This window comes from Bradyrhizobium sp. USDA 10063 (assembly GCF_054063735.1).
The window spans coordinates 3,644,683-3,666,104 of the sequence record NZ_JBSSGP010000002.1; the positions used below are offsets into that span (position 1 = coordinate 3,644,683).

General features: G+C 62.6%; 21 protein-coding genes. 7 read left to right on the plus strand and 14 right to left on the minus strand.

Features of this window, described 5'->3' with window-relative positions; genetic code table 11:
* Nucleotides 1-154: 154 nt before the first annotated feature.
* From ACVJGD_RS19415 to ACVJGD_RS19425, 3 genes are all read right to left on the minus strand, one after another.
* Nucleotides 155-778: a peptidoglycan recognition protein family protein gene (locus ACVJGD_RS19415; RefSeq protein WP_456635851.1), complete on the minus strand. Its 624-nt coding sequence runs from the start codon at nt 776-778 to the stop codon at nt 155-157.
* 134 nt (nt 779-912) lie between these two features.
* Entirely contained in the window at nt 913-2,124 is a 1,212-nt protein-coding gene (locus ACVJGD_RS19420) for a GGDEF domain-containing protein (RefSeq protein WP_456635852.1), read from the minus strand.
* A gap of 616 nt (nt 2,125-2,740) precedes the next feature.
* On the minus strand, nt 2,741-3,130 hold the full coding sequence (locus ACVJGD_RS19425) for a response regulator (RefSeq protein WP_456635853.1): 390 nt from the start codon (nt 3,128-3,130) through the stop codon (nt 2,741-2,743).
* A gap of 128 nt (nt 3,131-3,258) precedes the next feature.
* Here ACVJGD_RS19425 and ACVJGD_RS19430 point away from each other — a divergent pair, with 128 nt between their 5' ends.
* Nucleotides 3,259-4,104 carry an SDR family NAD(P)-dependent oxidoreductase gene (locus ACVJGD_RS19430; RefSeq protein ID WP_456635854.1) on the plus strand — a complete coding sequence of 282 codons (846 nt, stop codon included), beginning with the start codon at nt 3,259-3,261 and terminating at the stop codon, nt 4,102-4,104.
* 8 nt (nt 4,105-4,112) lie between these two features.
* Here the strand turns inward: ACVJGD_RS19430 and phnA are convergent, their stop codons facing one another.
* The gene (phnA, locus tag ACVJGD_RS19435; protein WP_456635855.1) at nt 4,113-5,396 is read right to left on the minus strand and encodes a phosphonoacetate hydrolase; all 1,284 of its coding nucleotides are present in this window, start codon (nt 5,394-5,396) and stop codon (nt 4,113-4,115) included.
* A 182-nt stretch (nt 5,397-5,578) separates the two neighbouring features.
* On the opposite strand from phnA, the gene ACVJGD_RS19440 reads away from it, so the two are divergent.
* The gene (locus tag ACVJGD_RS19440; RefSeq protein WP_456635856.1) at nt 5,579-6,514 is read left to right on the plus strand and encodes a LysR substrate-binding domain-containing protein; all 936 of its coding nucleotides are present in this window, start codon (nt 5,579-5,581) and stop codon (nt 6,512-6,514) included.
* Between the two features lie 119 nt (nt 6,515-6,633).
* On the opposite strand, the gene ACVJGD_RS19445 is transcribed toward ACVJGD_RS19440, so the two are convergent.
* From ACVJGD_RS19445 to ACVJGD_RS19460, 4 genes are read right to left on the minus strand one after another with little or no spacing between them, the layout of a single operon-like run.
* Complete coding sequence (locus ACVJGD_RS19445; RefSeq protein ID WP_456635857.1) at nt 6,634-7,923, minus strand: CaiB/BaiF CoA transferase family protein; 1,290 nt, start codon at nt 7,921-7,923, stop codon at nt 6,634-6,636.
* Between the two features lie 54 nt (nt 7,924-7,977).
* The gene (locus ACVJGD_RS19450; protein ID WP_456635858.1) at nt 7,978-8,940 is read right to left on the minus strand and encodes a PDR/VanB family oxidoreductase; all 963 of its coding nucleotides are present in this window, start codon (nt 8,938-8,940) and stop codon (nt 7,978-7,980) included.
* Between the two features lie 54 nt (nt 8,941-8,994).
* Nucleotides 8,995-10,314 (minus strand): Rieske 2Fe-2S domain-containing protein, encoded by a 1,320-nt coding sequence (locus ACVJGD_RS19455; RefSeq protein ID WP_456635859.1) that lies wholly within the window; start codon nt 10,312-10,314, stop codon nt 8,995-8,997.
* Between the two features lie 39 nt (nt 10,315-10,353).
* A complete protein-coding gene (locus ACVJGD_RS19460) occupies nt 10,354-10,671 on the minus strand; it encodes a hypothetical protein (RefSeq protein WP_456635860.1) in 318 nt (105 codons plus the stop codon).
* Between the two features lie 231 nt (nt 10,672-10,902).
* On the opposite strand from ACVJGD_RS19460, the gene ACVJGD_RS19465 reads away from it, so the two are divergent.
* Nucleotides 10,903-11,403, plus strand: coding sequence for a MarR family winged helix-turn-helix transcriptional regulator (locus ACVJGD_RS19465; protein ID WP_456635861.1), 501 nt, complete (start codon nt 10,903-10,905; stop codon nt 11,401-11,403).
* A 72-nt stretch (nt 11,404-11,475) separates the two neighbouring features.
* Here ACVJGD_RS19465 and ACVJGD_RS19470 read toward each other — a convergent pair whose 3' ends face one another.
* The 6 genes from ACVJGD_RS19470 to ACVJGD_RS19495 form a co-directional block, all read right to left on the minus strand.
* Nucleotides 11,476-12,708 carry an ABC transporter substrate-binding protein gene (locus tag ACVJGD_RS19470; protein ID WP_456635862.1) on the minus strand — a complete coding sequence of 411 codons (1,233 nt, stop codon included), beginning with the start codon at nt 12,706-12,708 and terminating at the stop codon, nt 11,476-11,478.
* An 82-nt stretch (nt 12,709-12,790) separates the two neighbouring features.
* A complete protein-coding gene (locus ACVJGD_RS19475) occupies nt 12,791-13,570 on the minus strand; it encodes a 2-keto-4-pentenoate hydratase (protein WP_456635863.1) in 780 nt (259 codons plus the stop codon).
* Nucleotides 13,567-14,376 (minus strand): alpha/beta fold hydrolase, encoded by an 810-nt coding sequence (locus ACVJGD_RS19480; RefSeq protein WP_456635864.1) that lies wholly within the window; start codon nt 14,374-14,376, stop codon nt 13,567-13,569. Before ACVJGD_RS19480 ends, ACVJGD_RS19475 begins: the two co-directional genes overlap by 4 nt.
* A gap of 31 nt (nt 14,377-14,407) precedes the next feature.
* On the minus strand, nt 14,408-15,916 hold the full coding sequence (locus ACVJGD_RS19485; protein ID WP_456635865.1) for an AMP-binding protein: 1,509 nt from the start codon (nt 15,914-15,916) through the stop codon (nt 14,408-14,410).
* Entirely contained in the window at nt 15,913-16,395 is a 483-nt protein-coding gene (locus ACVJGD_RS19490; RefSeq protein WP_456635866.1) for a hypothetical protein, read from the minus strand. Before ACVJGD_RS19490 ends, ACVJGD_RS19485 begins: the two co-directional genes overlap by 4 nt.
* Before the next feature lie 4 nt (nt 16,396-16,399).
* Complete coding sequence (locus tag ACVJGD_RS19495; RefSeq protein ID WP_456640299.1) at nt 16,400-17,431, minus strand: amidohydrolase family protein; 1,032 nt, start codon at nt 17,429-17,431, stop codon at nt 16,400-16,402.
* A 183-nt stretch (nt 17,432-17,614) separates the two neighbouring features.
* Here ACVJGD_RS19495 and ACVJGD_RS19500 point away from each other — a divergent pair, with 183 nt between their 5' ends.
* From ACVJGD_RS19500 to ACVJGD_RS19515, 4 genes are read left to right on the plus strand one after another with little or no spacing between them, the layout of a single operon-like run.
* Nucleotides 17,615-18,826: an NAD(P)/FAD-dependent oxidoreductase gene (locus ACVJGD_RS19500; RefSeq protein ID WP_456635867.1), complete on the plus strand. Its 1,212-nt coding sequence runs from the start codon at nt 17,615-17,617 to the stop codon at nt 18,824-18,826.
* A gap of 23 nt (nt 18,827-18,849) precedes the next feature.
* Nucleotides 18,850-20,142, plus strand: coding sequence for an aromatic ring-hydroxylating oxygenase subunit alpha (locus ACVJGD_RS19505; protein ID WP_456635868.1), 1,293 nt, complete (start codon nt 18,850-18,852; stop codon nt 20,140-20,142).
* Between the two features lie 12 nt (nt 20,143-20,154).
* Entirely contained in the window at nt 20,155-20,640 is a 486-nt protein-coding gene (locus ACVJGD_RS19510) for an aromatic-ring-hydroxylating dioxygenase subunit beta (RefSeq protein ID WP_456635869.1), read from the plus strand.
* Nucleotides 20,641-20,652: 12 nt separating this feature from the next.
* Nucleotides 20,653-21,414 carry an SDR family NAD(P)-dependent oxidoreductase gene (locus ACVJGD_RS19515; RefSeq protein ID WP_456635870.1) on the plus strand — a complete coding sequence of 254 codons (762 nt, stop codon included), beginning with the start codon at nt 20,653-20,655 and terminating at the stop codon, nt 21,412-21,414.
* Nucleotides 21,415-21,422: the final 8 nt, after the last annotated feature.

A 21,422-nucleotide genomic window follows, 5' to 3' on the forward strand; every position in this document is an offset into this window, starting at 1 on the left:
CCTCTCCCGCAGGGAGAGGTCGGCGCGTAGCGCCGGGTGAGGGGATTTGCTCTATCGAGGGACCGCAACCCCTCACCCGCGCCTTTGGCGCGACCTCTCCCTGTGGGAGAGGTGAACTTGCGGCGGGGCCGATTCAACCAACTACCATCACGCTCTACTCGCCCCACTCCCGCGCCATCGTCGCCAACGCGCAGCCCTCGCAATAGCGGGCGTCCTTGAAGTCGATCCAGTTATGGGCGTAGACGCGCTCGAGCGGGATGCTGTAGCGGGTGCGCAGAACCCTCACCAGGACGCGCCACGCCGCGACTTGCGCCTCTGTGGGTCCCCGCGTCACGTCGGGGTAATTGCCGGCGAATTCGACGCCGATCGAATTGCCGGCGACGACCTGGTGATAGGTCGGGCCGTTGTCGATATATTTGTTGTCGTTACGGTTGGCGCCGTCGCCGTGGGTCGTCACCAGCTTCTCGTCGACCGCCCAATAGACCGTGCCGTCGGTCTCGACCCATACCATCACGCCGCGCCGGCTCGGGTTCTTCGATTGCGCCTGCGCGCCGCTGCGGGCAGAGCCTGCCGGTCCCTCGGTCTGGTGCACGATGATGTTGCGCCAGGGATGGGCTGTTGCGACATCGCCCCACGGCGCGAGCCACACCATCTTGAGACCGGGGATGTCGGGTGTGCCCGAGGATCGCGCGATCGCCGCAAGATCAGGTGTCTGCGCGAAGGCCGACGTGACGAGCGCTGCGGTGCAAAGCGTCGCCGCAAGCAGGCGAAGGTTCATGCATCAGCCCCCGTGACGCGGCCTCAGAGCGTTTTCGGTTCTGATTAGAACCGAAGCTCTAGATTCTTGTTTTGACGCGTTTTCTTCACGCGAACCGGTGTCCACTTCGCTCGAAAACGCTCTAGTAGCACGGCTCACGCCGTCTTGCGCCTCACGATGTCAGGCATGTCGGGGATTTCGGGCACCAGCGGCGGCGCCGGCTCGGAGATCGCGTAGCCGTCGCGGCCGCGCTTCTTGGCGTCATAGAGCGCCTGGTCGGCGACGGCGATCAGACGGTCCGGATAGGCGCCGATCTCCCTGGTCCATTGCGCAACCCCGATCGACACCGCGATCGGGATCTCCTTGCCCGAGCATTCCGCAGCATCCGCCCGGCACACGTCCAGCACGCGGCGGGCGATCATCGCCCCCTCGCGCAGCGTAGACGACGGCAGCACGATGCAGAACTCGTCGCCGCCGCTGCGCGCCAGCATGTCGCCGGGCCGCAACCGGGTCTGCGCCATCAGCGCGAAATGCTGCAGGCAGGCGTCGCCGGCGGCATGGCCATGGGTGTCGTTGATGCCTTTGAAGCCGTCGAGGTCGATCACGAGCAGCGCGAACGGCTCGCCGCTGCGGACGGAGCGGGCGCATTCCTCGGTCAGCCGCTGCACCAGATGCCTGCGATTGCCGACCCCGGTAAGGTCGTCCACCAGCGCGAGATCGGCGACCTCGTTGCGCAGCCGGTCGATCGCCATCAAGAGCAGGCCGAAGTTCCAGGCCATCGACAGGAATATCACGATCAGGATCAGGGCTGCCTGGATCCCGTTGAAGTCGACGATCGAGAGATTGCCCCCGACCTGCAGCAGCGCGAGGACCGAGCGAGCGGCATAGGCGATGACGAGAAGGACGCCGCAGATGGCGGCCAGCCGGGCGCCGGCATTCTGGTCGTCGCGCCGCAGCAAATGCAACGTGATCGCGGCCGGGACGATCTGTCCGAGGGAATAGATGGCGATCCGCACCGGCATGTCGTCCTGCACGAACTGGAAATAGGCGAGGCCGATGCAGGTCAGGCCGGTGCCGAGCGCGGGGAGGCGCCAGGAGATCGGCACATTGTAGAACCGCTGGACGCCCATCACGACGAACCAGCACGCGAAGATCAGGAGCGCGTTGCAGCCGACCAGCAGCAAGGGGAAGTCGACGACGCCGCGCAGCATCGAGGCCGCCGCGCCCGCAGTTGCCGTAAACGCCGCGGCGGTCCAGAACCGCGCCGCCTCGAACTTGGGATAGCAGCGCAGCACGTAGACCCAGACGAGGCCGAGCGCGAAAAAGTTGGTGACGGATACCGTCCACAGCGTCGGAACGCTCAGCACCGCAAATCCAGGATCTGCATCCTGCCCCTTCCGTCAAGTGAACGGGCCGCCCGTGACGGCTCTCCTGCGGCCGGCAACATGCCGTCGTTTGGCTTAACGGAATCTCAATTCGATCGCCTATTCGCTGCTGTGGTTTTGAATCGATGAAGATCGAATTTCCGCAGCATTAACCTTATCGGGTCGGCTGTTCGATGACGCCGTGAGCAGCGGCTCGCGGCGGAACACGGCTGGCTCGACGAAAAATCGCGTCAAAAGGCACAACAGTTGTGGATAACACGATGACAGCGAGGTGACAGCCCGCGGCAGCACGCCGCGAATCTGTTGAGCTTGTCTCCTGAGGATGTTGCGAGGTTGGCCCTCCGCCAAGCATGCCTCGGTGTCGCGTTCAATCCATTAAACCCTGAGAGGATACTATGGCTAAGAAAGCGAAGAAGGCGAAAAAGGCGAAGAAGGCCACCAAGAAGAAGAAGGCCAAGAAGTAGCTGTTTCAGCCCGGGCGGCGGCGCGCGCTCGCCCTGCCCGGGCGCTCAAACCGGGGTTGTCAAACCGGCGGGCTTTCGGCCCGCCGTTTGATTTTGTGCTCCCCCGATCGGCGCGCATCGCAAGGCGCCACGTGCTACCGCCCGCCATCCCGCGCCAGCACCATCCGCTCCGCCTCGCGGATCACGTCCAGCGGCACCCACGGCTTCGACCAGAATTTCGCGCCGTCCGGCAGCTTCCGCCGCAGCGGCTTGCCCGAGGTGACGATGACGCCGAGGGCGGGATTGCAGCGCTTGGCGATATGGGCGAGCTCGACGCCGTCCTTGTAGCCGGCGAGCTCGACGTCGGTCATCATCAGATCGAGGCCCTCGCCGTCGCGCTGCAAAACCGCCTCCGCGGCTTCGGCGCTGGCGCATTCGATCACATCGAAATCACTCTCTTCCAGCAAGAGCCCGATCATCTGCCGCTGCATCGGGTCGTCTTCAACGATGAGCGCTTTTGCGCGAAGCGGCCTTGCCCGTTCCATCGGCGCCTCCCGTTTCGTGAAATAAAACAGGTTAAAGCCTGCGCCGCGATCTGGTTCAGTTCCAATGTGAAAAACTTGCGGAACCCTGTGCTACAGATGGGTCTCCTCATCTGTGGGAGCTGGACCGAATGACTGCAATCTCGGGAAGTGCGGTGGCCGTGACGGGGGCCGCCAGCGGCATCGGCCGGGCGCTCGCGCTCGAGCTTGCCGCACGCGGCGCCGATCTCGCGCTGGCGGACCGCGACGAGGCCGGCCTTGCCGCGGTGGCCGCCGAGATCGGCAAGGCGACCCCGCGGAAAGTCACGGTGCATCGCGTCGATGTCGGCGAGGCCAGTCAAATCGCGGGCTTCGCGGAAGCCGCGACCAGCGCGCATCCGTCCCTCAACATCCTCATCAACAATGCAGGGGTCGCCCTGCTCGGCCAGTTCCACGAGATCGACCAGGCGCAGATGGAATGGCTGTTCAACATCAACTTCTGGGGCACGGTGCATGCGACGCGGGCGTTGCTGCCGCAGCTTGCGCGCCAACGCGCAGCGCATATCGTCAACGTCTCCTCGATCTTCGGCATCGTCGCGCCGCCCGGCCAGACCGCCTATTGCGCCTCCAAATTCGCGGTGCGCGGCTTCTCCGAAAGCCTGCGGCATGAGCTTGCCGTCGCGGCAAGCCCGGTGCGGCTGTCGGTGGTGCATCCCGGCGGCGTCGCCACCAACATCGTCCGCAATTCCCGCACCGGCGTCGGCGTAGCCGACAATACGCGGCGGGCGCAGTTGATCGAACGGTTCGATGCGGCGGCCCAGACGACACCGGCCGCCGCCGCGCGCACCATCATCGATGGCATCGAGCAGAACCGGCCGCGCATCCTGATCGGCCGCGACGCCCGCTTGATGGACCTGCTGCAACGCTTCCTGCCGGGGACGTATTGGTCGGTGCTGCAGCGGCGGCTCGGGAACAAGCCGGCGCAAGCAGGGAAGTGAGGCGCCGATCATGTCGGCGATTGATCGATCACTCCGTTCAACGCAAAATCGAAGATATCGTAGTTGTGAAGCGGCCCGGCCTTCGCTCGCTTCCGGTATTCTTCGTTGACCGGCCGCGAAAGCAGAAACGGAACCTTCTGTTCGCCCAAGCCGCCATGAGAGCGAAGCCGGTGGCCAGCCAGTTGGCTTAGATTGTGATCCTCCCGCCGGGCGCCGACTACCGTCCGCCTGTCGCCGAACACCGCGAAATCTCCTTCCCTATCGATAGGGAGTTCGAATTGCTTGCAGACCTGCTGCTTGTCCAGAACCAGTTCGATTCCGGGAAGCGTTCGGGCAAACGCCATCATGGCCTGGATGTCACCGGACTTCTTCAGATGCACGCGAACGAACGAGCCTAGCGCGCCGTGATGCCGAACGAATGGATCGGCGATCGGGCAGATGACACGAACGGATCCTTCGCCGAAATGCGAATTCAGTTCGTCTTCCAGATAGACGACGTTCGGCGTGCCGTCCCTGGCGGATTTGTCGTTCATGCCGTGATCGGCTGTAATCGCGACGGTCGCACCGAGCGCGATCAGCGCCGCGACCGCCTTATCCACCGCCTGATGATAGGCATTCGCCTCCGGCTCGCCCGGCGCGTGCTTGTGCTGCACGTAATCGGAGGTCGAGAGATACATGAGATCCGGACGTTCCGTCGACAGAAGCCTGATGCCGGCGTCAAAGACGAACATCGACAGATCCGCCGAGTATTGATCCGGCGTGGACCGGCCGACCAGCTTCTCGACATCTTCGATGCCATTCTCCTTGAGATTGGCCTTGCCGGCATATTCCGACGAAAAGTTTATTCCTTGCATTTCGTAGGCCAGCACTTTGAGCAGCTTGTCCTTGGCGGTGACGACGGCTGTCTTGACGCCGGCGCAGCTCAACGCGCCGAGGATGGTGCCGCACCGCAGCCGCTTGGCGTCGGTGACCATGATCTCTTTGCCGGTTTCGGAATCGAGGTAGTAATTGCCGTTGATGCCGTGCACGACGGGCGGCACACCGGTCACGATCGACGTATTGTTGGTGTTCGTCGTGCTGGGCATCGAGCAGTCGGCGATCGCTGCAAGACCGTTCTCCTTGAACGACTTCATCGTCGGCAGCGTGCCGTTGGCTATTCCGTGTTCGAGGTAGGCCGGGTCGAAGCCGTCAACGCAGATCACCACCGTGGGACGTTTTGGCGCGGCGTAGGATCGTCCATTTACTTCGACGCCCGTCTCCGAAAGACAGGACGGTGCAATGCGTTGATTCATGCGTGATGCTCCTGCCTTGACGCGATGGGATGGATTGAGATGACAAACTCAGCCTCGCCGATTGCCTCTAAACATGCCGCCACATTCGAGGCTGACGAGGTGAGTTTCAATCGAATAAATTGCCTCGATATGTGAGTTTTGGTAGATTAACGTCGACCGTCAGGGACACTCGGGGGACCGCTGTGAAGGCACGCGAATTGCCACTTTCGGCTTTAAGAGCTTTTGCGATCGCCGCGCGCGCTCCAAGTCTCGCCGCAGCCGCCAGTGAGTTGGGCGTGACACACGGCGCGATCAGTAAGCAGATCAGCGTGCTTGAGAACTGGCTCGGGCAGCGGATGTTCATGCGCGAAGGCAGACGCCTCGTACTCACGCCCCTAGGACAGATGCTTGCCGACAAGCTTGGTCAGTCGATCGACGACATCCAGGGCGCATGCGATTACGTTCGTCATCGCAAAGGTCAGCTTGTCGTGTCGGTCGAGGCCCCGACGACGATGGCGATGTATTGGTTGCTGCCGCAGCTCCTTGGCTTTCAGCAGGAAAACCCCAACATCACCGTTTGGACCGCGACTCGGCATACAGGCCAAAACCCGGACCTGTCTTCGACCGACATCGTCATCACGCGAGGCAATCCGTCAATCCCGCGCCTGCATGCAACAAAGCTGTTGTTTGAAGAGCGATTGACCGTGATCTCATCACCATCGCTGCTGAGCCAACTTCCGGTCAAGAAGCCGATCGATGTAACCCGTCATCGTTTGATCGCCTCCGCCACTCGTCCAGGCCAATGGGAGGCATGGCTCGATTACGTCGGCGTCGACCATCCAATAATGGAGGGAGGCCACCGCTTCGATCATCTGTTCGTGGCCATGCACGCCGTACGCGACGGGCTGGGGTCGATCATCGCCCCTCAAAATCTTTTTGAAGCAAGCATCGCGAAGCGGGAGTTCGCGGCGCCGCTGCCCGATCTGGTGATCAAGGGCGCCCCGTACTTCGTCCACCGCACGCCGCGCGCCGAAGGCAGGCATATCAATCGGTTCACCGACTGGCTTCATCGTGCCGCCGAAGGATCTGGTGGGAGAGAACGGCAGTCTCGAGCGCCTGGCCGCAAATCCCCCGCCTGACATTGCCTTCAACGCGAGCTTGAATTCGGCATCCGGCGACGCCCCGTGCCGATAATAAGGCGTCTCCCCAATCCCGACGACGGCCACGCAGCCCCTGAGCGTGCGATCGGCCCGTCCCGTTATGCCTTCTTTTCCGACGACTGGTGCCGGCGATGATCGCCCAGAGCGCCTGTTTCGGCAAGGCGTGCGAAGTGGTCCTCGTCATAGCCGAGCACGTCGCGCAGCACCTGTTCCGTGTGCTGCCCGACGGCCGGCGCGGCGACGGGATCCGCGATCGGGGTGTGCGAATATCGGATCGGCAGTCTTACGTTCGGGACCCATCCGACCGTGGGATGCGGGATGCGCGTCACGATCACGCGCTCTCTCGCTTCCGGAGAGCGAATGGCCTCGCCGACGCTGCGCACCTGGCCCGAAGGCACGCCCGCCGCCCGCATCCGCGCTTGCCAATACGACCAAGGCTGCTGCGCGAAAACTTCGCCAAGGATCGCGAACAATTCATCGCGCCGGCGGATGCGTTCGGGTCCGGTTGCATAGATTTCGGCCGAGGCCAGGTCAGGGCGACCGATCACCTGCGACATCAATCGTTGAAAGATCTTGTCGTTGCCGCAATTGATATAGAAGGAGCGGTCCTGTGCCTGAAACACGCCCGAGGGGCAGGTGTCGGGAGACGTATTGCCGTGCCGCTGCGGATCTGCGCCGCTGAACAAATGTTGCAGCGTCGCGTAGCCGGTCATCAACACGGCATTGTCGAACAACGACACCTCGATGGCCTGCCCGAGGCCGCTCCGCTCGCGCGCGACTACCGCACCGAGTATCGCGTTGGATGCCATCATCGCCGTGCTGATATCCATGACCGGCGACAACGCGCGCACGCCCTCGCGATCGGCGTAGCCGTTCATGGAAACAAACCCGCTCTCGACCTGCACGATCGGATCAAAACCGAGCCTGTCAGCGGATGCGCCGTCACGGCCATAGGCCGACACCGAGCAATAGACGATCTCCGGCTTGATCTTGCGGCAATCGTCGTAGTCGAGCCCTAGCCGCTTCATGACCCCGGTCGAGAAATTCTCGACGACCACATCCGCCCTCGCGATCAGCTCGCGCACGATCTTGAGGCCGTCTGCCGATTTCAGATCGATCGCCACGCTGCGCTTGTTGCGGTTGGTCCAGAGAAACGGCGCGCCATGCATGAGGTCGGGGTGCACGGGGGGATAGCGGCGAAGATCGTCGCCCTTCCCGGGCGCCTCGATCTTGATGACCTCCGCGCCCATGTCGGCGAGGATCATCGTGGCAAGCGGTCCCGCGATGAAGTGCGAGAAATCGATAACGCGGATTCCGTCCAGGGCCTTTGGCGCATCGGATGGACGCGGCGTATGTTCCGGAAATTCCGTTTCAAGCTGATCCAGCATTTTTCCTACCCTATCGGTTTGTCGCACCAATTGCTGATTGTCGTGACCAATGTCCTAGAGATCCAGGACCAGCGTCGGCGATTTCGAGCCCGAGCAGCAGATCATCATGGTCCTGTTTGCCGCTCGTTCCTCCCCGCTGAGAAACTGGTCGCGGTGATCCGGAATCCCCTCGATCACGCGGGTCTCGCAGGTGCCACAGACACCTTCGGCACAGGCGTAATTCGCCGGTATCCCCGCATCCAACAGCGCGTTCAGGATCGTCTTGCCCGGCTCGACCGCTATCGTTCGGCCGCTTCGCGCCAGCCTCACCTCAAACCCACCTTCGGCGGTCGGCTTTTTCCTTGCCTTGAAATATTCCACATGCACGTGGTCGGCGGGCCGCTTGGTGGTCGCCGCTTCGAATGCCTCCAGCATCGACACGGGACCGCAGCAATAGAGATGCGCATCCACTGGTGCGCCTTTGACAATCGCCGCAAGGTCGAGCTTGCGGCCCAGCGGCGCGTGGTCGAAGGTCACGTGCAGGTTTTGTTGACCACAGGGTCGAAGCACACGCAAATCGTCGAGGAACGCCGCAGCGAAACGTGTCCTTGCGGCGTAGAAGAGCTGCCAGGAGCGACCGAGCGCCTCGAGGCGGCGGATCATCGAAAGCAGTGGCGTGATTCCGATTCCACCCGCGATCAGCACCGAATGGGCGGCGTTCTCCTGAAGGACAAAGTTGTTCCTGGGATGCGAGATCGTCATGATATCGCCGACCCGCACCGTGTCATGGATGAGCCTGGAGCCGCCTCGACCTGCGTCATCGCGGTTGACCGCAACGACATAGCGCTTCCGTTCGCTCTGGTCGTTTACGAGCGAGTAGCTGCGGATCATTCCGTTCGGCAGATGAAGATCGATATGGCAACCGGCCGTGAAAGGAACGAGATCGCCGCCTCCGGGAGCGACCAGTTCGTATGAATTGATGCTCTCGGCCTCGTAGCCGATCCGTTTAACGCGGAGCTGCATGGTGCTCTCAGCCATGAGCTTCGGCGCCTCCGCGTGCACGATGATTGCGCTTGATGCGGGCGGCCCTGCTCACAGCTTGTATCCGAAATCAGCGCCAAGCTCGGCGCGCATGAAACGGGCGCCGACGTCGACCCACGAGTCCTCCGGCGGCAGTTGCAGCGACACGGCGCGCACCATGAACACATCGGGATCGGTGACGCCTTTCGGCCTGGTGCCATGATCGCGATAGGCGCCCAGGGTCTCGAGCAACAGCCGCCGGGTCATCGCGATTCCGGTGTCGCTGGAGCAGAGATTCTCCTTGGTGCGGTCGAAGATCGGCGAAACACCGCTCTGGCATGCGCCATCCTGCACCCACAGGCCCGGCAGCCCCGAGAACCAGGTGGCCTGCTGCGCCTGGTAGTCGAACTGGAATCCGTTCTGCGGATTGTACTTCGACCAGTACCCCGCATAGGGAACGGTCGGAGGATGCTGGACCAGCGAATGGCGGCTGGCGTGCCCGCTCTCGCGGCCATTGTGCCCCTCTTCAAAGATCTGACGGGTCTTCGGCAATAATGGCTGCGAGGGGTGATAGGAGAACATGATGCAGAGCGTGTTCTCGTCATCGATCGGCACCCAGGCGTGCCCGCTCAGATCCGGAAACGGCGACAACGGCGGGACGAGCGTATAGAAGGGCAGCATGAACTGATTGACGCGCCAGTACAGCGTGTTCTCGTCGTAGTTCCGCCGCGCAGCGATGCTCATGCCGAAATCCTGCTTGATGCATTCGAACGTCGGACGGAGATCGCGCTTCTGAATCCACGCGCTCGTGGTGCCCTGCGAGTCGAGCCGGCCATGAAGCAACGGCGCGTGAGCGGAATCGATCTCGCCCTCGACCGCCTGCAGCCAGTTGCACTCCTGGACCCGCACGGAGATGTGCACCTGCTCCGCCGGGACCAGATTCCATTCCAGGTTCGGAAGCGGCGGAGGATTGGCAGCGTCCGGCCCCATGTAGGTCCAGAGCATCCCGTTGCGCTCCTGGCACGGATAGGCCTTGATCCGAACGCGTTCCTTCAGGCGACTGCGAACCGGCTCGGCCGGCATATCCGTTGCAGCGCCTGTCACATCGAACTTCCAGCCGTGATAGACGCATCGCAATCCGCAATCTTCGTTGCGGCCGAAGATCAGCGGCGCGCCGCGATGCGGGCATGCATGATCGACCAGTCCGACGCGGCCCTCGGTATCGCGGAAGGCGACCAGATCTTCGCCCAATAGCCGGATGCGCTTCGGCTGGCCGTCACTGACGAGATCGGCTGACGGCAGAAAGGGAATCCAGTACAGCCGGAACAGCTCTCCAAGGGGCGTGCCCTTTCCGACCCTCACCAGCCTTTCATTGTCTTCGTGCGACAGCATGAGCTCTCTCCGTTCGATTCAACAATTCGCGCCGAAGCGCTATTTGGCTGCGCGTTCGAGGAGAGCAGCGATGCGGGGCGACAGACCCAGATCGCGAGCGGTCCAGAGCGGATCGGATGCGGCAAGCGGCCTTCGGGGAACGGGAGGCTCTTGGCCTGACTCCACCAGGCGCACGATCTGTTCGATCCGCCGTCGTTCGAGCTCTCTGAGGGTGTCCTCGACGACAAACCCCTCAGCGATACAGCCCGGGAGCTCGGGATAGGCGAGCCGCAAGAGCCATTTGCCTGGCTCGGTTTCGACGGCTTCAGCCTCGAGGAGATACGGGACCGACAAAAACTCGCGCAGATCCAAAACCATCCTCCCTGCACGAACCTTGATCCGTTCGCGTCCGCATTTGTTACGTATACGTACTATGTCGATTGCTATCTTGCAAGGGCCGATGCGGCCTTTCGGGCTCGCGTTTCGGATCCGATCCGCTCCCGGCCCTCCGCCCAAGGGCCGCCCAAGGGTTGAGGACGGAACACCAAGCTGCTAACGGCTATGGCAACTTTCGCGTCAGAATGGACTACAGCTCAGGTCGACAACGGCATGTCAGCCGACAAGGCAATGAAGACGGATTCAGTTGCGGAGCTCGCGCGCAACTGGCAGCTCGAGGGCGGCATCGGCTTTCTCCTTCGGCTGCTCGAAGCCCGCTACGATGTCCTCTATCAAAAGGTGACGCGCCAGAGCGACATCACCCCCCGGCAGTTCGGCGTGCTCATGGCGCTCTATCAACGAGGCCCCCTCACGCCATCGGTGCTCGCGGAGCACATCAGTTGCGACCGCAATACGCTGAGCGAAATGCTCAAGCGAATGACGACGCGAAAGCTGATCTCGAAGAAGAGCAATGCGGACGACCGCCGGTCCGTGCAGGTTCAGATCACGGCCAAGGGAGAGACAGCTCTCTTGAGTGTGGTTCCCGCCGCTGCCGAACTGCAGGATCTGATGCTGGCGCCATTGCGCAAGGAAGATCGCGCGCATTTTCTCAAATGCATGCTGGCGATTGCAAAGGCGATGCCGTCGGACTCTTCTGCATCATCCGGGGATTAACGTTCCTCCGCAGCATCTCCGGCGAGAGCGCCATTGCCGCCCTCGCCCAACCAACCCGGCGATCCGCACGGCTCAGGACGCGATCCCATCGAGATCGATCATATCGCCGACCGGAATCCAGTTCGCACCATCGAAGCGGGCGATCTGAAGGTTGTGGATGGCGCGATAGTCGGTTGGCGAATTGCTCACCTTGATCCCATCCAGGAAGAGCGGCGGTAGTTCACCTTTGAGCGATGTCGCCTGCTTCAAGAGATTTTCCCGCGTCAGATCGCTGCCGCAGCGCTTGAGGACCTGCTCGATCATATAGGCATTGTTGTAGCCTGGCGTGGCCGTATTGTCGTCGATGCCGATCGAGGGCATGTACTTCTTCATGAACTCGACATAGGCCTTCACCCTTGGCTTATCCTGGTGTTTCGGATCGGTCACCACGATCTCCCACCATGCCGAGATCAAGCCCTTGGCGTTGTCCAGGCCGGCCGGGGCAAGCGTGCCTCCGATCGAGCTGCAGTTCGAATTGACGACGTGCAGCGGCTTCCAGCCCATTGCCGCCACCTTTCGGATGCCTTGCGCGGCAAATTTGGAGTAGGTCAGTTGGACGAACACATCGGCGCCCGCAGCCCTGCAATCGGCGACCTGATTGTCGATGGTGGGCTCGGTGATCTCGTGACTGACCTCCTTGACAAGGGCGCTCGCCTTGCCGCCCAGCCCCTTCTTGAGCCCGCGCAGGAAGTCCTTGCCGAGGTCATCGTTGACATATTGGACCGCGATCCTGGCATTCGGTTTTTCGCTCAGGATAAACGTCGCCAAGGCGGCGCCTTGCGCGACATAGATCGGGTAGAACGGAATGATCCAGGGGAACTCCTTCGGATCGTTGAAGCGCTCGGCGCCTGACGTCAGGAACAGGCTCGGCACCTTCTTGGCGTTCAGATATTTTTGTACGGCGGCGTTGGTTGCGGTCCCCAGGAAGCCGGCGATCGCGAACACCTCCTCCGACTCCACGAGCTTGCGCGTCTGCTCGACGGCCTTCGGCGGCGAAAACGCATTGTCCAGCGAAATCAGGTTGATCTTCCTGCCGTTGATGCCGCCATTGTCGTTGACCATCTGGAAATAGGCAGTCTGTGCCTGTCCATAGACGCCGTAGCCGGACGCCGGTCCGCTATAGGGCGCGGTGGTCCCGAGCTTGATTTCGGTGTCGGTTACTCCGGGTCCGTAATTATTTGCAGCGCGTGCGCGCGACCCTCGACCGAACGTGAGTGCGGTTGCGCCGAGGCCGGCGATCGTTGTTCGCCGCGAGATCAATGTCATTTCGGCTCCTCCCTTTCATTTTGGCTGTAATTGAATGCTGCAACGGGCCTGCTGCTCTTCCGGCAGCGTGAGGCCCGGTGAGCTAGACGAACGAAACGCTCACCGGAGCGAACCCTGAAATCCTGGCCTCGTAGAATTCGCCTGCGGAGACCGACGACACCGGTCCCAGCGCGCCGGTCAGCACGACATCGCCACACCGCAGCGGCTGGCCGGCTTTTGCCATGGTGCGCGCAAGCCAGAGCGCGGCGCGCAGGGGATGGCCGAGACAGGCCGCGCCGCAGCCAACGGAGACGATGGCGCCGTTGCGCGTCATCGTCATGCCGCAGGCTTCCAGATCGACATCGGTCAGGCGGCGCGGAGAGGCGCCGAGCACATAGCGGGCGCTCGAACCGTTATCCGCCACCGTATCGAGGATCGTGATCTTCCAATCGCGGATACGGCTGTCGACCACTTCGAGCGCGGGGACGACATACGCCGTCGATCGCATCAATTCGCCGAGCGTGATGTCATCGTCCGCCAGATCCCGCTCGAGCACGAGCGCCACCTCCGCCTCGACACGCGGCTGGATCAGTCGCGCGACCTCGATCCGTTCGCCGGTCGGGACCTCCATGTCGGCAAACAGCGCGCCATAGTCGGGCTGATCGACGCCAAGCTGCTGCTGGACTGCTTTCGACGTCAGGCCGATCTTTCGGCCCACGAGCCGGCGGCCGCCGGCAATCCCGCGCCTGACAACTTCGGCCTGAATGGCATAAGCCACCTCCACCCGTCCCTCGCCGATCTCGCTTGCGATCGGCGCAATCGGGCGGCATGCCACCTCCGCTTCCTGCAGGCGTGTCGCGATGTTGTCGACGATATTACTCATGGCCGATCCAGGAAATCAGAAACGAGGGCGTTGAATTCGTCGGCCTTCTCCCACTGTGCCCAGTGCCCGCATTTGGGGAAGACGTGAAGCTGCGCATTCGGCATGGTCTTCAGCAGGATGAAGCTGGAATCGAGCGGCACCACCCGATCCTCGCGCCCCCAGACCAGAAGCGTGCGATGCTTCAAGCCGCCCAGGTTTTCACGCCAGATATCGAGCGGCGGCCGCTTGAAGATGTCGATGACATCGGAACGCGTGGCGGCCTTGAGCCGCTCGGCCATCAGCTCTTCGGTGATCGAGGACTGGTCGAACACCAACAGATCGATCACGCCCTTCAGCTTCTGCAAGGTCGGCCCCTCGCCGGCATGGAACATCGCCATCCGCCGCAGGCCTTCGGTCGGCATCGGCGAGAAGATCGCCTGGCTGCCGCCGGTCCCCATCAGCACCAGCCGGTTGACCCGTTCAGGCGCGCGCAAGGCCACCATCAACGATGTCGCGCCTCCGAGGGAGTTGCCGACGAAGCTCGCCTTCTTGACGTCGATCGCGTCCATGAACGCGCGGGTGAAATCTCCCATCGCTTCGAAGATCGGACCGTCCTTCAGCTTCCCTTCGGTCTCGCCAAATCCGGGAAGGTCGAACACGATCACGCGGCGACGCGCGGCGAGCGCCTCGACATTCTTGCGATAATTGCTCAGGCCGGACGCGCCCGGACCGCCGCCATGGATGAGGAGCGTGGGCTCCCCCTGCCCGACGTCGTAGTAATGCGTGCGCGTCCCCGCGACATCGACATGCTTGCCTTTCAGTTCCACTGCTAATCTCCGACTTCGATGATGAATTCTGTCAGCCTCGCGCGGTCGCCTGCAGATAGGCGTCGCGCAGTTTCCGCTTGAAGATTTTTCCGCTCGCCTCGCGTGGCAGCGCGTCATGAAACACGAACCGCTTCGGGATCTTAAACCGGGCGATGTGGCGCTCCAGGAATGTCGTGATGGCTTCGGGCCGAAGCTGAATTGCGCCCTCCGCTTCGATGGCGGCGACCAGGCTTTCTCCGAACTCCTCGTCGGGTGCACCGAACACCGCGCAGTCCCGTACGCCCGGACAGTTCACCAGGACATTTTCGATCTCTGCGGGATAGATGTTGACGCCGCCGGAGATCACCATGTCGCGCTTGCGGTCGCAGATGAACAGATAGCCGTCGGCATCGACGTAGCCGACATCGCCGCAGGTCACGAGGCCGCCCCGATCGATCTCCTCCCGCTGCTGCGGCCGGCCGTGATAGGTGAAATCGGCATAGGCTTCCGTGCGCAGGTAGATATCGCCGGTCTGTCCGGTGCCGAGCTCATGGCCCTCGTCGTCGTAGATGCGCAAAGTCGTGCCAGGCATCGCCCTGCCGACGGTGCCGGGATGCGAAAGCCATTCCAGCGAGTTGCAGCCGACGGCTGGCCCAGTTTCGGTCGCGCCGTAGGTTTCGTGGATCACCGGCCCCCACCAGTCGATCATGCGCCGCTTGACGTCAGGCGGGCACGCGGCGCCGGTGTGGGTCGCCCAGCGAATGGAAGAGACGTCGTATCGCGACCGGACCTCGTCGCTGAGCCGAAGCAGGCGCACGAACATGGTCGGCACCATCGTGAGATGGGTGATGCGATGCTGCTCGATCGTCTTCAGCAATTCTTCGGGATCGAAATTGTGCTGGAGGATCACGAGGTCGGCATGCTGAAAGGCCTGCCTGGCAAATGCCCCGGGAGAGGCGTGATAGAGCGGGCCGCACACAAACGCGCGCATGCCCTCCTCGATCCCGTAGATCCGCCGAAGCAAGATCGCGTTCTTGCTGACTTGCTCCGCGTTCATCGGCGCGCGCCGCACGCCCTTTGGCCGGCCCGTGGTGCCGGAGGTGTAGATCATGGTGCCGCGCGGAGCCCGTGCCGGCTCCGACCATTCGGCAAAGCCGTCCCGATAGGGAGCCCAGGCACGCGCGAGCGAAAGAGCGTCCGAGGAGGCCGCGACGTCGGACGTCGCAGAAAACGTTGGAAGGTCCGCGGGAATTGCGGCGGCAATACCCTGTAGCAGGCCGGTATGGCCGATCAGCGCGTGCGGCGTACAATCAGCGAGGATGTAGCGGATTTCGTCAGCGCTGCTGTGCCAGTTGAGCGGCACGACATACGCCCCGAGCAGGGACGCGGCGTGCATCACTTCGAAATAGACCGGGTCATTCCGGATCAGGAGAGCGATCGCATCGCCTTCGCTGACGCCCGCAGCCGCAAGCGCCGATGCCGCGCGCCTGCCCTGCGCGAGCAGCATGTCGCACGAAACGCTGTGCGCTCCGATAACGATCGACCTGTCCAGTTTGTTCACTCCAAGCATATCACCGCCTCGGCGCGCACGGACGGCAGATAGACGTGGTCGAGCGCTTCGAAGTCCGCTTCCGACAAAGCGGCCGGAGTCGTGAACGTCAGCGGGTCCATGTGGCCGTTGAGCACATCGGGGTAGCGCCAATGCGCAGTCGCTAATGTACGGCTGCCGGCCTTGAGCTCCACGGTGAGCGGTGCCGCCGCACTCGAGCCGTGGCCGCTCTGATAGCCGTCGCCGATACAGTAGATCTCCAGGGTGAATTCGCCCCTCGCCCGACGCTGAACGGCGATCTCCACATCGAGCAAGCCGAAGGCCACGTCACCGGCGTCATCTTCATTGTAGAAATATACATAGGAGATGCGCGCATAGCGGCTGGCGCCAAGCGCAGCGTCGGACGGGACCTGCGCATCGCTGCGGCCCGGCGTCCGCGGCGGAACGGGACCGAGCAGGCACATCTGTGGCAGCGACCTGCAGGCAATCATGACGTTAGGCCTGCTGTGACGCGACGGAGTGGCAATCGCTAGTTGCTGCATGCTGCGTTTCCAGATCGAAGGCACGGCCAAGGAGGGCGAAGGCGTTGTCGGCGAGAACGTCCGGGCAATCCGGGAGCGCGGCGCGGACAAATGCGCCGGGATCCTTCTGGCGAATGGTGAAGGGATAGTCGGAGCCGACCACGATGCGGCCAGACCCCACGGCCGAGGACATGAATTGAAGCGCGGCGGCATCGTAGAGAATCGTGTCGTAGAAGAAGCTGCGCGCGATTTCCCTCGGCGGCTGCGTCATCCGTTTCTGCATCTCGCCGCCGAGCGACCAGCCGTAATCGAGCCGCGGCAGGATCCAGGGCAGCGCCCCGCCGCCATGGCTGAGCAGGATGCGCAGCTTCGGAAACTTCTCGAGCACGCCGCCCGCGAGCAGCGACACTACGGCGAGCGCAGTCTCCAGCGGAAATGCCGCAGTCGCTGCAAATTCAGGACCCGCCCCGATCCGCTCAAGCCCGGCCGGATGCAGCGGATGAACGAAGATGCAGAGGTCGAGCGCCTCTGCGGCCTCATAGAGCGGATGGAGCATTTCGCTGCCGAGGGCGATGCCATCGACATGGCTTCCGATTTCGATGCCGCATAGACCAAGCGCCTTGATCCGCTGCAATTGCGCCAGCGCGCGCGGCACATCCTGAACGCAGGCCATGCCTATGCCAGCAAAGCGGCGCGGCGCCTCGCCAATCATTAGAGCAATGTGCTCGTTGATGATCTCGGCGAGGTACTCGGCGTCGTCAGCCGGCAACCAATGCGACAGCAGCTCCGGCATCGGGGACAGCACCTGCATTGCGGTGCCATCCTCCTCCATGTCCGCCAGCCTGCGCCTGACGTCCCACGAGCGCTGGTCGATCTTGCGGAACACCCTTCCGCCGATCATCACCGCGGCCTTGTCGCCGGACAGCTCCACGCTCGGCCATCGCCGATCGCGCGTCGCGTCAGCCGGGAGTCGTGCCGGCACGACATGCGTATGGGCATCCACCACTGGCAATGGCGCCCTCCTTTCCTTCCCTGATCCCTGCGCTGCCGAATGCCGGTTCGCACCGCATTTCGACTGCGCAGGATAATTTACTTTACAAACAGGAATGATTGTTTTTATTCTGCTTGTCAAGCGGCCGCGAAAGGAGCGCCGCAAGCGGCAAAGAACCGCTTAAGGGGAGCGAACGCATTGGATCTATCCCGGACACGCATCGTCATCGTGGGCGCAGGCCAGGCCGGCGCGCGCGCCGCCGAGGCGTTGCGAGCCGCCGGGCATCGCGGGCCGATCACCTTGCTGGGCGCAGAACAACATCCGCCCTACGAGCGCCCGCAGCTTTCGAAGGCCATGCTGATCAATGCGGACGAAGAACCACGCTTCATCAAGAATGCGCAGGATTGGGCAAAGATCGACATCGAGCTGAGTACCTCCACGCCGACTGTTGCGATTGACGTGAACCGTCGTGCAATCGGACTATGGGACGGCCGCGAGATTTCATTCGATCGCCTTCTGCTTGCGACCGGCACGCGACCGCGTCGCTTGCACGATCTCGAGAATTCCGGCCTGCGCGTCTGCTATCTGCGCTGCATCGACGATGCGCTCGAACTCCGGCGCAATCTTAAGTCAGGCACCAAAGTGGTGCTTGTCGGCGGTGGTGTGATCGGCCTTGAGGTCGCCTCTGCCGCCATCGCCCGCGGCTGCGAGGTCACCGTGCTGGAGAAGGCCGATCGGCTGCTGCCACAGGTCGGCTCGCCGGTCCTGAGCGGATATCTGACGCGGCTGCACAGCGATCGCGGCGTTACAATCTGCTGCAACGCGGTCATCGTGCGGGCTACGGCCAAAGGAATCGAGCTGTCCGACGGAAAGATCGTTCCGGCCGATCTTGTCGTCGTCGGTGTCGGCGTTGAGCCAGCGGCAGACCTTGCCCGCCAGGCGGGGCTCGCGATTGACCAGGGCATCCGTGTCGTCTCCACCGGCATGACCGAGATCGACGGCGTCTACGCGGCCGGCGACGTCGCCGAGCAATGGAGCGACTGGCACGGGCGCTGGATGCGCGTCGAGAACTGGGCCAATGCGCAAAACCAGGCGATCGCGACAGCCAGAAACATGATCGGCCAGGACGTCAGCTACGAGGCGCCGCCCTGGTTCTGGTCGGACCAATTCGAGGCGAACATCCAGGTGATCGGCCATCCCGGCGGCGCCGACGAGATCGTGCGCGGGGATGTCGAGCGCGGACGCTTCACCACCATCAGCCTGCGCGACGGCGAAGTCGTCGGCGCCGTCACGGTGAGCTTGCCAAAGGACATGGCGCTGTTGCGAAGGCTTGCCGCTTCCCGGAAGCGGGTCAATCCGTCCGATATCGCCAATCCCGCTTTCGACTTGAAACAAGCTCTCGCTTCATGAAGAGCGCAGACGGAGGAAACGACATGCAGACCGACAACCGTCAGCCGGCGATCCTGGTTGATCCGGCGCAACAGATCTTCAAGGTCGCGCGCCGCAACTTCACCGATCCCGAGATCTTCAAGGCGGAGAAGGAACTCGTGTTCGAGCGTTCGTGGCTCTATCTCGGCCATGCATCCGAGCTTCCCAAGCCCGGAGACTTTGTAAGCCGGACTGTGGCCGGTCGCAGCATCCTGTTCACCCGCGACAGCAAGGGAACGCTTCGCGCGCTCCTCAACACCTGCCCTCACCGCGGCGCGCAGGTTTGCCGCGAGCGGAAAGGCAACGCGAAATCGTTTCAGTGCTTCTACCACGGGTGGGTGTTCGGCGCCGACGGCAAGCTGCGCAGCCAACCCGGCGAGGAAGCCTATGCGGAAGGATTCAAGACTCGCGAATCCTCCAACATGCAGGCGGTTCCGCGTTTCGAGACCTACCGTGACTTTTGCTTCATCTCCTTCGACAGGACCATCGTCCCTCTCGTCGATTATCTCGCCGGCGCGAAGGACTATCTCGATCTCATCTGCGATCAGACCGATGCAGGGCTCTCGATCATCGCCGGGACCCAGGAATACTCGATCCGGGCCAACTGGAAGCTTCTCACCGAAAACAGCATCGATGGCTATCATGCGACCACCACGCATGCGAGCTACTTCGACTATCTGATGAACACGACGGATGGGCTCGCCACCGGCATGGGCGGCGGCGGATATGGCTACGATCTCGGCAACGGCCACGCGGTTCTGGAGTATGGCGCGCCGTGGGGCCGGCCGGTCGCGCAGTGGATTCCCGCCTGGGGCGATGATGGAAAGCGGGAAATCAGCCGCCTTTACGGCAATCTGGTCCAGCGCTTCGGCAAGGAACGCGCTGACCGCATCGCCTGCAAGAACCGGAATCTCTTCATCTTCCCCAATCTCGTCGTCAACGACATCATGGCGCTGACCGTCCGCACCTACTTTCCGATGGCCGCCGACTACATGGTCATCAGCGCCTGGGCTTTGGGCCCGAACGACGAGACCTCATGGGCTCGCAAATATCGCCTGAACAACTTTCTCGAATTTCTCGGGCCCGGCGGCTTCGCGACGCCTGACGACGCCGAGGCGCTCGAACATTGCCAGCGCGGCTTCAACAACGCCAAGGAAGCGCAGTGGAACGATATCTCCAAGGGAATGGGCAAGGAGCGTCCTGCCTACAATGATGAGCTCCAGATGCGTGCGTTCTGGACCCAATGGAATGCCATGATGTTCCCGGCTCCGATCTCCAGCCTCAAGAACGTCGCCTAAAAGGAGATCGTCATGCGCGCAATCGAACGATCAGACGTGGAAGACTTCCTGTTTCACGAGGCAGACCTGCTCGACCAATGGCGACTGCCCGAATGGCTGGAGTTGTTCACCGACGATGCGACCTACGAGGTCCCCTGCACCGATCTGCCGCCCGACGCCTCGGCGGACAACAACCTCTTCTATATTGCCGACGACCGGTTCCGGCTAGGTGAGAGGGTCAAGCGCCTGATGAAACGGACCGCGCACGCCGAATTTCCGCACTCCAAGACCAGCCGCATCGTCGGCAACGTGCGTATCCGCGGGCGCAGTGAAGACAGTGTCGACGTCAGCGCGGTGTTCCAGACCTTCCGCACCAAGGACGGTACAACCGATCTCTATTTCGGCACCAGCAACTACCGCCTCAAGGTCGACGACAGCAGGATAAGGATCAGCGAGAAACGCTGCCTGCTTGGCGGCGACGGCCTGCGTCCCCATGGCCGGATTTCCATTGTGCTCTGAGAGACAGCTCCGATGGAAAAACCATTTGCCGAACAGGTTGTCGTGATCACCGGCGCCGCCAACGGCATCGGCGCTGTGATCGCACAGCATTTTGCCCGAGAGGGTGCCAGACTGGTGCTTTCGGACCTGGACGAGAGCGGGCTCGCTGCCACCGCCGACGGTCTCTCCCCGCTGTGCCACGAGAAGCCGCTGATCCGAAGCGGCGATCTCGCGCAGGAGGATGTCGCCGGCCGATTGATCGCGGATGCCGTCAAGACGTTCGGCACCATCGACGTCCTCATAAACAATGCCGGCGGCGGCATCATCAAGCCGTTCCTGGAGCACACTCCGGAGACGCTGCGGACGACCATCGACCGCAATCTCTGGACGATGCTGTGGTGCACGTGGCACGCCGTGCGGGTGATGAAGGCGAAGCGCTACGGCCGGATCGTCAATATTGGCGCCGACTCCGTGCGCAACGGGCTTTATGATCATGCAGCCTACAACGCGGCAAAGGGCGGCGTTCACGCCATCGCGACCGGACTGGCGCGCGAATTCGCGACCGACGGAATCACCGTCAATGTCGTCGCGCCATGCATCATTAATACGCCCCAGGTGCAACGCGCGGCCGCCAAGGCGCCGCAGTCGATCCAAAAATTTATCGACGTCGTGCCGATGGGACGTCCCGGGGAGATGGACGAAGTGGCGTCCATGGTCTGCTATCTCGCTTCCAAGGAAGCCTCGTTTGTCACAGGCCAGGTCATCAGCGTGAACGGCGGAAGCACGATGCTATGAGTACGACG

What these genes read in the sequence shown, in the direction of transcription:
- ACVJGD_RS19415 (WP_456635851.1), bottom strand. Translation starts at nt 778, where the DNA reads ATGAACCTTCGCCTGCTTGCGGCGACGCTTTGCACCGCAGCGCTCGTC.
- ACVJGD_RS19425 (WP_456635853.1), bottom strand. Translation starts at nt 3,130, where the DNA reads ATGGAACGGGCAAGGCCGCTTCGCGCAAAAGCGCTCATCGTTGAAGAC.
- ACVJGD_RS19430 (WP_456635854.1), top strand. Translation starts at nt 3,259, where the DNA reads ATGACTGCAATCTCGGGAAGTGCGGTGGCCGTGACGGGGGCCGCCAGC.
- phnA (WP_456635855.1), bottom strand. Translation starts at nt 5,396, where the DNA reads ATGAATCAACGCATTGCACCGTCCTGTCTTTCGGAGACGGGCGTCGAA.
- ACVJGD_RS19445 (WP_456635857.1), bottom strand. Translation starts at nt 7,923, where the DNA reads ATGCTGGATCAGCTTGAAACGGAATTTCCGGAACATACGCCGCGTCCA.
- ACVJGD_RS19450 (WP_456635858.1), bottom strand. Translation starts at nt 8,940, where the DNA reads ATGGCTGAGAGCACCATGCAGCTCCGCGTTAAACGGATCGGCTACGAG.
- ACVJGD_RS19455 (WP_456635859.1), bottom strand. Translation starts at nt 10,314, where the DNA reads ATGCTGTCGCACGAAGACAATGAAAGGCTGGTGAGGGTCGGAAAGGGC.
- ACVJGD_RS19460 (WP_456635860.1), bottom strand. Translation starts at nt 10,671, where the DNA reads ATGGTTTTGGATCTGCGCGAGTTTTTGTCGGTCCCGTATCTCCTCGAG.
- ACVJGD_RS19465 (WP_456635861.1), top strand. Translation starts at nt 10,903, where the DNA reads ATGTCAGCCGACAAGGCAATGAAGACGGATTCAGTTGCGGAGCTCGCG.
- ACVJGD_RS19470 (WP_456635862.1), bottom strand. Translation starts at nt 12,708, where the DNA reads ATGACATTGATCTCGCGGCGAACAACGATCGCCGGCCTCGGCGCAACC.
- ACVJGD_RS19475 (WP_456635863.1), bottom strand. Translation starts at nt 13,570, where the DNA reads ATGAGTAATATCGTCGACAACATCGCGACACGCCTGCAGGAAGCGGAG.
- ACVJGD_RS19490 (WP_456635866.1), bottom strand. Translation starts at nt 16,395, where the DNA reads ATGATTGCCTGCAGGTCGCTGCCACAGATGTGCCTGCTCGGTCCCGTT.
- ACVJGD_RS19505 (WP_456635868.1), top strand. Translation starts at nt 18,850, where the DNA reads ATGCAGACCGACAACCGTCAGCCGGCGATCCTGGTTGATCCGGCGCAA.
- ACVJGD_RS19510 (WP_456635869.1), top strand. Translation starts at nt 20,155, where the DNA reads ATGCGCGCAATCGAACGATCAGACGTGGAAGACTTCCTGTTTCACGAG.
- ACVJGD_RS19515 (WP_456635870.1), top strand. Translation starts at nt 20,653, where the DNA reads ATGGAAAAACCATTTGCCGAACAGGTTGTCGTGATCACCGGCGCCGCC.